Origin of the sequence: Pontibacter russatus (assembly GCF_009931655.1) — a bacterium.
Classification (GTDB): Bacteria; Bacteroidota; Bacteroidia; order Cytophagales; family Hymenobacteraceae; genus Pontibacter; species Pontibacter russatus.
Map to the genome: position 1 here is coordinate 184774 of NZ_CP047984.1, position 11302 is coordinate 196075.

Consider the following 11302-nt stretch of genomic DNA (forward strand, 5'->3'; position numbering starts at 1 on the left):
GATAGAACTCCGGAAGAGGTACCCCCTGTTGTCTTAAAACCATAGAAATCATATATAGAATGAGGCACATCTATATAGGCCATGGCGCATTCTATATATAATTTGAATACAATTTGCCCGCAAAAGATTACCTACCCTTCCCGGCGCAGCACCTCCAGGGGAGGTTTGTTCAGAATGCCCCGGCTGTTGAACATCCCGATGAACACGGTTAACCCGGTGATACCGATAAAAACCGGCAGAAGCGGCACAAGGTCCGGGACAAAGGGCATTTCGAAACTGAACACGGCCAGCGCCCAACTGGCCGCCACCGACAGCACAATACCCGTCCCGGCGGCCAGCGCGCCCAGCAGCAGGTACTCAAAAGCATTGATGGTCAGGATCTGCCTGCGGCTCGCGCCCAGCGTTCGCAGCAGCACACTCTCCTGCACCCGCTGAAACTTGCTGATATTGACCGAGCCGATGAGCACCAGCAGGCCGGTGGTGATGCTGAAGAGTGCCATGAAACGGATCACAAATGAAATCTTGCTCAGGATGTCGTCCAGCGTCTCCAGTATAAGCCCTAAATCAATAGCCGATACCGTCGGGAACTGCTGCACGAGCGTCTGCTGAAACTTCGCCGCCTGGGCGTCGGATGCGGTGCGCGTCATGAGCACGTGAAACTGCGGCGCCTCCTCCAGCACGCCAGCCGGGAAGAGCACCAGGAAATTGGTCTGCACCCTGTTCCAATCCACTTCCCGCAGGTGCGCCAGCACCGTAGGCACCAGCGCGCCCTGCACATTAAAAATTAGCGTATCACCCAAGCCTATCTTCAGCCGCTCCGCGTAACCTTCCTCCAGCGAAATGGGAATCGGGCCCTCGTCTAAAGAGGCCGTTCCCTTCCAGGTTCCGTCCACAGTTTCTTCGGAGTCTATCAGCGTGTCGCGGTAGGTGACGCGGTACTCGCGGGTAAAGCTCCAGTCCGGGATGTCGAGGGTCGTGTCTTCGCGCACATCAGCCGCGGTCAGGCCTTTCATTTCTTCCAGGCGCATCGTCACCACGGGCACCTGCTGCAGAATGGGCAGCCCTTCCTCCCGCGTCAGCTGCGCCACCTCCTCTTTCTGCGCGTTCTGGATGTCGAACAGCACCAGGTTCGGCTGGTTCTCGCTGCCCGCAATGGACACCTCGCTCAAAAGCAGGCGCTGCATCAGGAACAGCGTGGCAATCAGGGTGGTGCCCAGGCCAATCGAAACGGTCAGCAGCAGCGTCTGGTTGTTGGGGCGGTAGAGATTGGCCAGGCTCTGGCGCCACACATAGCCCCAACCCGACGGGAAAAAGCGTTTCACCAGCCACATCATCAGCCGGGCAATCAGGGCCAGCACCACAAAGCCCACCAGCACGCCGCCGGTGAAGGCCAGCGCCCGGAGCCACTCGCCCAACTGCAGGTAAGCGAACACCAGCACAAAGGCCAGGATGAGGCCATACACCCCGACGCGCCATTTATCCGGCTGCTTCGAGACGTGCTCGATGCCTGCCCGCAGGGTGATGAGCGGCGACACGTTCCGGATGGTGAGCAGCGGGAGCAGCGCAAACAGGACAGAAATCACAAGCCCGATACCGATTCCTCCGGCGATGGCCGCCCATGACACCGACACCGTCACCTCCACGGGCAGAAAAGACTGGAAAAGCTGCGGCAGGTACAACTGGATGAGGCTGCCCAGTATGGCGCCCACCACCGCCCCTATCAGGCCCATCGCCGCCACCTGAATCAGGTAAATCAGAAAAGCCTGCGTGCCGCTCATGCCCAGGCAGCGGAGCACCCCAATCGTGGCCAGTTTCTCCCGGATATAGACATGCACCGCGCTGGCCACACCCACACAACCCAGGAGCAGCGCCACAAACCCCACCAGCGCCAGAAAGCGGGACAGGTTTTCATAGGATTCTCCGGTGCTCTCCTTGCGGCTCTGCACGGTGTCGTAGCCAAAGCCAGCCTCCTCAAAGCGCGGTTCAAGTTTCTCCACCAGCTTGTCGGCATCGGTGGAGGCGGGCAGTTTGTAATAATGGTAATAGCTGACGCGGCTGCCTTTCTGCAACAGGCCCGTCTCCTCCAGGTAGCGCCGGGGGATATAGACGGCCGGGGCGATGGTGGCCGTCATGGCCGTCTGGCCGGGTATTTTGTGCAGCGCACCGGCAATCTCAAAAGTCAGGTTTCCTACCTTAATGGAATCACCGGGCCTGGTGTCGAACTGAAGCAGCAGCGTATTGTCCACCAGCGCTTTGCGCCCCCCGGCCCGGAACGTCGTGCTGGCAGCCACCGGCACCGATTCTATCTCCCCGTAATAAGGGAAGCCGCCTGCTTCCAGGGCCCGCACCTGCACCAGCCGCGTGCCCTGCGATTTCTGAAACACCACCATCGAGGCAAAGCGCACCTCATCCGAGCGGTCGCCGCCGATAGCCAGTGAGTCCAGCAACTGCTGCATTTTTGGCTCTACCTCCTTGTTGCTGGCCACCACCAGATCAGCCCCTATCAATGATTTTGCCTGCCGGTCTATATCCGCGCGCAGGTTATCGGAAAAGGAGTTGATGGCCACCAGCGCCGCAATGCCCAGCACGATAGAGGATATAAACAGCGCGAGCCGCCCGCGGTTGCGTCTGCTGTCGCGCCAGGCCATCTTCAGCAGCCAGGGCAGGTTCAGGTTCTTTTTCTTTTCTATCTTAATGATGGTATCGGGCACAGGTGGATAGTTGATGATTGTTAATTGTTTATCCTATATATGTCAGTTATCCAAATCGCAGCAAAGCTGGTGCGTCGGGTGTGGTGTATGCTGGAGGTTAATTCTTCAAGCTGACGGAACCGGAACAGGCATCGCCCTCCGCTGCGACCTGAAGCCATTTCCGCAGCGTCGCTGTGCGTTCCCGCGTCAGCTCGGCCAGGTAGCTTGCCCGGCAAAGCGGATGCATGGAGCCGTAGAAACCGGCATCTCTTGCCGGGTACTTCATGTTGAGCTCTGCATCCCGGAAGGCGATCCATATCCGTTGGGAAGCCCGCAGGTTATATATAAAAGCCGTGTCTGATTTATATGCCAATAAAATATCCCGGTACACCTCGTTCAGTTCTTTGTCCGCCTTCTCGTAGGCAGCATATGCTTCCTTGTTCATGTCGGCCTGTGTCTGTGCAAAAGACGCATTCACTGTAAAAACAAAGCATAGATATAGGAGCTTCCTCATGTTGTTCTTGATTAGCATATATATGAAGCCGCAGTTGGACAGGTACCAGGAGCATCTCAAAGCGGCGGCAGCGAACTCTGTTTCCTCTATACCGCCGTTTGCCGCATCTTCAGGAGAGTTATATATGGCTCTGAGAGACTTTTCAGAACTGCTCTCTGTCCACCGAAACCGGGGCGCCGGTGTCCGAGACCACGGTGCCGCCTTTGATGCGGATGATGCGCTGGGTTTTCTCGGCCAGTTCCAGGTCGTGCGTCACCAGCACCAGCGTGGTGCCCGACTCCCGGTTCAGGTCGAACAGCAATTGCTCTACCCGCTGGCCCGTCTCCTCGTCGAGGTTGCCGGTGGGTTCGTCCGCGAACAGAATGGTGGGCCTGTTGGAGAAAGCCCTGGCCAGCGACACGCGCTGCTGCTCCCCGCCCGAAAGCTGTGTTGGGTAGTGGTCGTGGCGCTCGGCAAGTCCGACGCGGCCCAGCAGCTCCATCGCCTGCCGCTGCACATGGCGCTCGCCCCGCAGCTCCAGCGGCACCATCACGTTCTCCAGGGCCGTCAGCGTCGGGATGAGCTGAAAATTCTGAAAAATAAAGCCCACATACTGGTTGCGCACCTGCGCCCGCTCGTCCTCCGAGAGGAAGTCGAGCCTTACGCCGTTCAGCACAACCGAGCCGGAACTGGCCCTGTCGAGCCCGGCGCAGAGGCCGAGCAGGGTGGTTTTGCCGCTGCCGGAGGGCCCCACGATGGAGCAGGTGTCTCCCGCCTGTAAGGAAAAATTGATGTCCTGCAACACCGTCAGGTGGCGGTCGCCGCTGTTGTATGTTTTCTTTAAATCCTGTATATCGAGTATAATAGACACGCGCTGGGGTTTGTTTATATATAAATTTAATTCAATGACGCCTGCGAAAAGAATGACAGTAATTTATCCTCAAACCAAATAACTCTTACAGCACGTTATTAGTTTTGAGCTTAGGAGTATAAATTTAGCAAACATAGTGCGAGACAGATGATAAAGATGAAATATTTAATGCTTCAGCTGACGGCAGTGCTGGTGCTGGCTGGCTGTGGCAATGCACAGAACAACAACCGCCTGGAGGCCGGGGAAGATGCCACGGCCGCAGCGGAAACCAGCGAGGCACCCCCGAAAGAAACGGAAACGAAGACCATCCTCTTTTTTGGAAACAGCCTAACGGCAGGCTACGGACTTGAGCCGGACCAGGCTTTCCCGGCGCTTATCCAGCAGCGCATCGACTCGCTGGACCTGCCTTACAAGGTCATCAATGCGGGTGTCAGCGGCGAGACCACGGCAGGCGGCAAGGCGCGCATCGACTGGCTGCTGAAACAGCCGGTCGATATTTTTGTGCTGGAACTGGGCGCCAACGACGGGCTGCGGGGCATCAGCACAGAAGAAACCTACAACAACCTGAAGGCCATCATCGAAAAGGTGCGCAGCAAGAACCCGGAGGTGGAAATCCTGTTGGCCGGGATGCAGATTCCGCCGAGCATGGGCCAGAAGTACACGCAGCAGTTCCGGGAGGTGTACACTAGGCTGGCCGAAGAGGAACAGGTGGTGCTGATTCCATTCCTGCTGGAGGGCGTGGCTGGCGATCGCGACCTGAACCAGGGCGACGGCATCCACCCGACCGAGGAAGGCCATAAGATTCTGGCGGAAAATGTGTGGACTGTTCTGGAACCTGTACTTCAGGAGGAAGCAGCATCATAAAATAAAAAATAGTTATTATTTCAGCAACCGCACAACCATCTTCACTTCGTGCCGTTTATATGAATGGCTAAAAGTTGAATAATCAATTCTATAAACAGCAGCGGCTCCTGTCAAAGGGAGCCGTTGTTGTTTATAGCTATATGGCCTATATTCGCTCCTGCCGGAGTTGCCTCCCTCCCATTCCTCCTCTGTTCAGGCCACTGTGTTTCTATATCTTTTTCGTTCCTGTCCTTATCCTCCTGACGGTATGCAAAGACGTACGCGAACAGTAAATTTATATATGCTATACAGAATGTTCTGCTAATTTTGTGGCTGATACTCATGGTTTTAAAGTAAGCGAATTGCATCTTCCGGAATATATTTAAAAATTTATTCTTTCTCAGGCAACCAAACCTCCACCACTTTGCATCTAAGGGATAAAGAGCCCCAAAGCTCCTGTTTTGAACCAGATCCGGATTATTTGATAAACCTTTACGAAGCGTGACAGAAGCAGAACTGATAGCAGGATGCCAGCGGGCAGACACCAAGGCGCAGAAGCTCCTGTACGAGCGCTTTGCCTCGCAGATGTACGGCGTGTGCCTGCGCTATCTCAAAAACGGGATGGACGCTGAAGAAGCGCTGCTGAACGGGTTTATGAAGATTTACCAGCACATCGGCTCGTTTGAGGCAAAGGGCAGCTTTGAGGGCTGGGTGCGCCGCATCATGGTGAACGAGGCACTCGGCTTCCTGCGAAAGAAGGAACCGCTGCACCTTGCCATCGAGGACAGCCATGTGCAGGTGGCGGGCACCGGAAGCGCCGACCATGAACTGGCAGAAGGCGAACTGCTGGAGCTTTTGGCGGCTTTGCCCGCCGGTTACCGGGCTGTTTTTAACCTGTACGCGATTGAGGGATATGCACACAAAGAGATAGCCGACATGCTCGGGATTACCGAAGGCACCTCAAAATCGCAGTTGAGCAAGGCGCGTGCCATGCTGCAGCGCCGCCTGACAGGCAAAGAGGCTGTAGTTTTATAACGAAGGAGGAGAAGACCATGAGACCAGAAGAGATAGACAAGTTATTTAAGGAGCGCCTGGGCAACACCGCCCCCACACCTCCCGCAGATTTGTGGGGCAGGTTGCAGGAGCGGATGCAGACTGAAGCCCTGTCGCGGGAAGAGGAGGAAGTGAAAGTGGTGCCGCTGCAGTCGGAGAAAAAGAAAAGCAACTATATATGGCTGTACCCCTCTATCGCCGCCGCCGTGTCGCTGGTGCTTTCGGTGGGTGTGGTGTTTTACAACATCAACAACGGCACACCGGAAGTGAGTGAGGCGCTTGCCGGTAAAAACCAGCCACTGGAACTGCACGAGCAACCCGCTACCGCACAGGCAGCACCGGAAACAATGGCACAGGCCGCGCCAGCAGAAGCGGAAACCACAGCAGAAGAAAATATTTCTACCTCCCAGGCAACCGACCCAACCTCAACTGCATCTAACGGTACAGAAGCGGTTGCAAAGCCGGAAGCCATAGCAAAGGCAGCTCCCAAAGCCATACAGCCTGAACCTGCCAAAGCTATTGCCACCGCTAAACCCGAGGCTGATGCGCAGCCGGCCATCGCTGTTAATGTTTCCGAAAGCGCCGCCGAAACGCACGAAACGGCACCGCAGCCGGCTGTGAAGCCCGCGACCCCTGCTGCCCTGGCCAAAGCAGCAGCTAACCTGAACGCGGAGCCGGTCGAGATCATCATCAAGCGGTCTGTCGCCTCTCCGCCTGCCATGGCAGAGGCAGCCCCGAAAGGCCTTGGCAAGAAAGCGAAGCTCGCCAAAGGCATTTTCAGGCAGGTGCGCAACCTGGCCAACGGTGATGGTGTGGAGCTTTCGGAGGTGGGCATCAACGCTGATAAAGTGGCGCTGAACACGCAGATCGGCAATCAGAAATTCTCAAAAGTTATTAATCTCTAATCCCAAAAAAAGATGAAACGAGTATTACTTCTCCTGGCCATTTTCATGGCCACCGCTACCGGTGTGTTCGCCAAGGGCGGTCCTACGGTTGGCCAGTACCTCGAAACCCCCGAGGACACCATCATCATCAAAATGGCGAACGGCGCCAAGATGATCCTGCAACTCCAGAACATCCAGCAGCTGAAGGCCTTCCAGAACTACAGCCTCGACTCGCTGATGCGCGAACTGAATAAATATGTGGAGCGCGTGGACGAGATGGAAAGCTCCAACCCCGGCTCGAAAGACATGACTGTCACCTTCAACACCTCCGAATCGGAGGACGGCAAGGCTGAGCAGGTGACGGTGACGGTGCAGGAAAACGACCCGAAAACCGGTGAGGTGAAAACGGAGCGCCATGAGATACGCATCAACAAAAACTTTAAGATTGACGTGGAAGTGGAGGAAGACGGCGACAACACCAAAGTGAACGTGGACGTGCCCACCAAAGACGAGCGCGACAGCACCCGTGCCGCCCACGAAGAGGAGCATTACAAGGTCACCCGCTTTGAATCCGGCCTCGACCTGGGACTGAACGCCTTTACCGGCGACGCCAGCAACCTCGTCGACCTGAAGCCATTGGGCTCGCGCTACGTGAGCCTGAACCTTCACCTCAAATCGCAGGTGGGTGGCCGCAAAAGCCCTTTCTATATCGTCTCAGGCCCTGAGTTCGCTTTCAACAACTACATGTTCGAAGACAATGTGGTGGTGGAGGAAGAGGGCGACATGACCGTGTTCCGCGAGGAAGAGGAGCTGAATTTCGAGAAGTCAAAACTGACGCACTCTTCCGTTAACCTGCCCCTGATGGCTCTGTTTCAGTTCAAGCGGGAGAACGGCAAAGACGGGTTTACGATTGGGGCCGGCCCTTTTATAGGCTACCGCCTGGGCAGCCACACCAAGCAGAAGTACGAACTGGAAGGCAGAACGGAACGGGACAAGACGCGCGACTCCTTTAACCTGACCGATTTTCAGTACGGCGTAGAGGGTGTGGTGGGCTACGGCAGCCTGAGCCTGTTCGCCAAATACAACATGAACGACCTGTTCAAGGAGAACCGCGGCATCCAGACCAACGTTGTCAGCTTCGGCATCCGGCTGAATTGACCGGGGCTATATATAAATTACGTCAGAAGAGGAGCCTAACAAGGCTCCTCTTCTGCATTACTGCCCGGTGTGCCGCCTGAAGTTATCGATGATGATGGCCGCAGCGGTAGCCACATTCAGTGATTCGGCGGTGCCAAAAGCGGGGATTTTGATGAGTTGGTTCACCTGGGCGGCCACCTCCGGCCGCAGCCCACTGGCCTCATTCCCCAGCACCACGATGCCCTCCGGCTTCAGGTGCATGGCGTGCAGGTTCTCCCCGGCCAGCGATGCGCCATATATGGCATGGCTCGCACGGTGCTGTTGCAGCCATACGGCCAGGTCCAGGTAATGCACCTGCACCCGGGTAAAGGAGCCCATAGAGGCCGCGATGACCTTGGGGTTGTAAAAGTCGGCGCAGGTTTCGGAGCAGATTATTTTTTGGATGCCGTACCAGTCGGCGATGCGGACGATGGTACCCAGGTTTCCCGGATCCCGTATGTCGTCTAAGGCGATCGCCAACTCGTCCGGGGCTACCCGGAGCGGCGGGCGCTCCCGCATGCGAGCCACGGCCAGCGCCGCGTTGTTGCTGGAGAAGGTCCCGGCTTTTACCAGGTCGTCTTCCGTCACCACGTCTAAGGCTATGTTTTCGGGGAAGCTGTGCCCGTGCTGCCGGTAAAACGGCTCCGTCACGAACAGGTATTCGGTTTCAAAACCGGACTTGAGCAGCTCCAGCACGCTCTTGCCCCCCTCCACCACAAATGCCCGGTGCTGGGTGCGGTATTTTTTTAATTGCAGGGATTTGATATACTTTACGACCGCTTTTGACAACATAGTAGGCGCTATACGTTTGAAACCACGATTATACATATCCATCCTGGCATTTACAATGGCCTGCCTGCAGGGCTGCATCCCCACCAGGTACCTGGCCGAGGACGAAAAGCTGCTGGTGAGCATGGAGCCGGTGGGGCTTGAAACCGTGGAGCCAGCCTCCATACAGGCGCTTTACCAACAGGAGCCGAACCGCATGGTGCTGGGATCCACCCCCTACCTGGCGCTCTACAACTTCGGAAAAAAATTCTACGACCCGCAAAAGATACAGCACCGCATTGAGCGGCAGGAGGCGAAGCGCGACCGCAAAATAGCGGAGGCGAAAGCCGACAACGACTCGACCAAAGTGCTGCGGCTGCGGGAGAAGTTCGACAGCCGCATCGATCGCCTCCAGGAGAACAAGAAAGAGGGGAACGTGCTGATGCAGATAGGCGAACCGCCCGCCATATATGACTCTACCCTGATGGAGGAGACGATGGAGCAGATTCATATATACCTCAACTCCAAAGGCTATTTCAACCACCAGGCCGACTATGAAAAGAAAGTGCGGAACGAAAAGCTGGTTTACATCACCATTAACGTAGAGGAGAACGCCCCGTACCGCTACACCGCGTTCAGCTACGACATACCCGACTCTGCCATGCTGCGCCTTGTGAAGGCCACCGCCGACCGCTCGCTGCTGCAGCTGGGGGAGAAATACGACGAGGAGCAGCTATCTGCCGAGCGCGACCGCCTGTACGACCTGATGAAGAACCGCGGCTACTATGACTTTGCCCGGGCCTATATAGAGTTTGAAGTGGACACCAGTTTCGCCGGGAAGACCGCGCACATTGAAACCATCATCCAGAACCCGGAGGACGGGGAAAAGCATCCGCTGTACACCATCAATAAGGTTTATTTCAAAACCGACGCGGACCGCTTCGGCATCCCGCGCGACACCATCCGCTACAACGGGATTAACTACGTGGCTTACAAGCACCGCTTCTCCCCGCTCATCCTCGACAAAAAAGTGGATATATACCCCGGCCAGCGGTACAGCCAGCTGCGCACCTCCACCACACAGCGGAAACTGGCGGAGCTGGACGTTTTCCAGTTCAACAACGTGCTCTACAACAAAACCGATACGCCCTCAGACTCCAGCTTCCAGCTCGATGCCTATATCAATGCGCTGCCCGCCAAGAAGTTTCAGGAAACAATTGAGCTCGGACTGAACTTTACGGAGCGCACGCCGGGACCCTTCTCCAGCGTCAGGCTGCGGGTGCGCAACCTGTTTGGCGGCGCCGAGAACCTGGACATCGGGCTGCGGGGCGGTATCGAGGGGCAGATCAGCATAGCCGACAATAACCAGACGGTGCTGATACGGGAGTTTGGGGGCGACGTGGCATTGTCGTTTCCTGTTATCCTGCTGCCCTTCACCAACAAAAGCCTGCTGTCGGAGTACAGCCCGCGCACCCGCATTTACACCGGCTACACCAACAGCGACCGCCAGCAGTACATCCGCACCAACTACGAGCTGGGCCTGGACTATATATGGCAGGTGACGCGCAACCCGCTGCGCCCCCCCGTGATGCAGTTCATCTTCTCGCCCGTGAACCTGAACGTGGTGCAGGGCGAGATACTGGACCGTGACTTTGAGCGTAGCCTGATTGCGAACAGCGAGGGCAGCCGCTCCCTGATAGAGAGTTTCTCGGATGGCATCATCTCCTTTGTCGGCTTCAGCTTTATATATAACACCAACGACTTTACCCAGACACGCAACGCCCATTACTTCCGCACGCAAATGGAAGTGGGCGGGCTGACGAAAGAACTGGGCCTCGACCTGAGCAACAGCAAGCTGCAGACGTTCCAGTATTTCAAAATCAACCCTGATTACCGCCGCTATATACCGCTCGGGGGCGCCCGCTACTTTGTGTACCGCCTGAGCGCGGGGGTGGCCTCTCCTATTTTCGACTCGGAGATACTGCCCTATGAAAAGCACTTCTTCTCTGGCGGGGCCAGCAGCGTACGGGCCTGGCAGTCGCGGCGGCTGGGGCTCGGCTCTTATTCAGCCATAAAGCCCGTGGAGGAGACGGAGCCTTACCGTGTGGGCGTGGAGCGCGATTATGACCTAGAGCAGCCCGGTGAGGTGCTGGTGGAGGCGAACGTGGAGTACCGGTTCAATATCTTCAGCTTCCTGAACGGGGCCCTTTTTGTGGACGCGGGAAACGTGTGGCTTTTGGATCCGGACATTAACCGGCCAGGCGCAAACTTCGAGTTCGACAGGTTTTACAGGGAGCTTGCCGTGGGCACCGGCTTCGGCCTGCGCCTGGATTTGTCGGTGCTGATCCTGCGCTTCGACCTGGCCACGAAGGTATATGACCCCGCCGGACTCTACGGCAATAAGTTCATTCTGAATGATTTCCGATTCGGGAATTTCCTCACTCGCAACAACCAGAGCACGCTGCAGATAGGGATTGGCTACCCGTTTTAAGGTGCTATATATAAAGACACCTTATTCAGAATC

The 11302-nt window shown here is 56.5% G+C and carries 10 protein-coding genes; 5 read left to right on the top strand and 5 right to left on the bottom strand.

From position 1 onward, the window contains the following. Positions 1–131: 131 nt before the first annotated feature. The 3 genes from GSQ62_RS00800 to GSQ62_RS00810 form a co-directional block, all read right to left on the bottom strand. Complete coding sequence (locus GSQ62_RS00800; RefSeq protein WP_317164386.1) at positions 132–2711, bottom strand: ABC transporter permease; 2580 nt, start codon at positions 2709–2711, stop codon at positions 132–134. Between the two features lie 97 nt (positions 2712–2808). Further along, positions 2809–3204, bottom strand: coding sequence for a lysozyme inhibitor LprI family protein (locus GSQ62_RS00805; RefSeq protein WP_237586872.1), 396 nt, complete (start codon positions 3202–3204; stop codon positions 2809–2811). 142 nt (positions 3205–3346) lie between these two features. Next, a complete protein-coding gene (locus tag GSQ62_RS00810) occupies positions 3347–4054 on the bottom strand; it encodes an ABC transporter ATP-binding protein (protein ID WP_161887741.1) in 708 nt (235 codons plus the stop codon). Positions 4055–4201: 147 nt separating this feature from the next. On the opposite strand from GSQ62_RS00810, the gene GSQ62_RS00815 reads away from it, so the two are divergent. Next, on the top strand, positions 4202–4918 hold the full coding sequence (locus tag GSQ62_RS00815; protein ID WP_161887742.1) for an arylesterase: 717 nt from the start codon (positions 4202–4204) through the stop codon (positions 4916–4918). 110 nt (positions 4919–5028) lie between these two features. Here GSQ62_RS00815 and GSQ62_RS00820 read toward each other — a convergent pair whose 3' ends face one another. Next, entirely contained in the window at positions 5029–5241 is a 213-nt protein-coding gene (locus GSQ62_RS00820; protein ID WP_161887743.1) for a hypothetical protein, read from the bottom strand. 157 nt (positions 5242–5398) lie between these two features. Here GSQ62_RS00820 and GSQ62_RS00825 point away from each other — a divergent pair, with 157 nt between their 5' ends. From GSQ62_RS00825 to GSQ62_RS00835, 3 genes are read left to right on the top strand one after another with little or no spacing between them, the layout of a single operon-like run. Continuing rightward, positions 5399–5932 carry an RNA polymerase sigma factor gene (locus GSQ62_RS00825; protein WP_161887744.1) on the top strand — a complete coding sequence of 178 codons (534 nt, stop codon included), beginning with the start codon at positions 5399–5401 and terminating at the stop codon, positions 5930–5932. Between the two features lie 17 nt (positions 5933–5949). Beyond that, positions 5950–6855 carry a hypothetical protein gene (locus GSQ62_RS00830; RefSeq protein ID WP_161887745.1) on the top strand — a complete coding sequence of 302 codons (906 nt, stop codon included), beginning with the start codon at positions 5950–5952 and terminating at the stop codon, positions 6853–6855. Positions 6856–6867: 12 nt separating this feature from the next. After that, the gene (locus tag GSQ62_RS00835) at positions 6868–7992 is read left to right on the top strand and encodes an outer membrane beta-barrel protein (RefSeq protein WP_161887746.1); all 1125 of its coding nucleotides are present in this window, start codon (positions 6868–6870) and stop codon (positions 7990–7992) included. 57 nt (positions 7993–8049) lie between these two features. Here the strand turns inward: GSQ62_RS00835 and GSQ62_RS00840 are convergent, their stop codons facing one another. After that, entirely contained in the window at positions 8050–8802 is a 753-nt protein-coding gene (locus tag GSQ62_RS00840; RefSeq protein ID WP_161887747.1) for a TrmH family RNA methyltransferase, read from the bottom strand. A gap of 16 nt (positions 8803–8818) precedes the next feature. Here GSQ62_RS00840 and tamL point away from each other — a divergent pair, with 16 nt between their 5' ends. Continuing rightward, positions 8819–11269 (top strand): translocation and assembly module lipoprotein TamL, encoded by a 2451-nt coding sequence (gene tamL, locus GSQ62_RS00845; protein WP_237586875.1) that lies wholly within the window; start codon positions 8819–8821, stop codon positions 11267–11269. The last annotated feature ends 33 nt before the right edge of the window (positions 11270–11302 follow it).

Excerpts from the sequence above, each read along its gene's own strand:
- GSQ62_RS00830 (WP_161887745.1), top strand. The coding sequence starts at position 5,950 with ATGAGACCAGAAGAGATAGACAAGTTATTTAAGGAGCGCCTGGGCAAC.
- GSQ62_RS00835 (WP_161887746.1), top strand. The coding sequence starts at position 6,868 with ATGAAACGAGTATTACTTCTCCTGGCCATTTTCATGGCCACCGCTACC.
- GSQ62_RS00840 (WP_161887747.1), bottom strand. The coding sequence starts at position 8,802 with ATGTTGTCAAAAGCGGTCGTAAAGTATATCAAATCCCTGCAATTAAAA.
- GSQ62_RS00805 (WP_237586872.1), bottom strand. The coding sequence starts at position 3,204 with ATGAGGAAGCTCCTATATCTATGCTTTGTTTTTACAGTGAATGCGTCT.
- GSQ62_RS00815 (WP_161887742.1), top strand. The coding sequence starts at position 4,202 with ATGATAAAGATGAAATATTTAATGCTTCAGCTGACGGCAGTGCTGGTG.
- GSQ62_RS00820 (WP_161887743.1), bottom strand. The coding sequence starts at position 5,241 with ATGAGTATCAGCCACAAAATTAGCAGAACATTCTGTATAGCATATATA.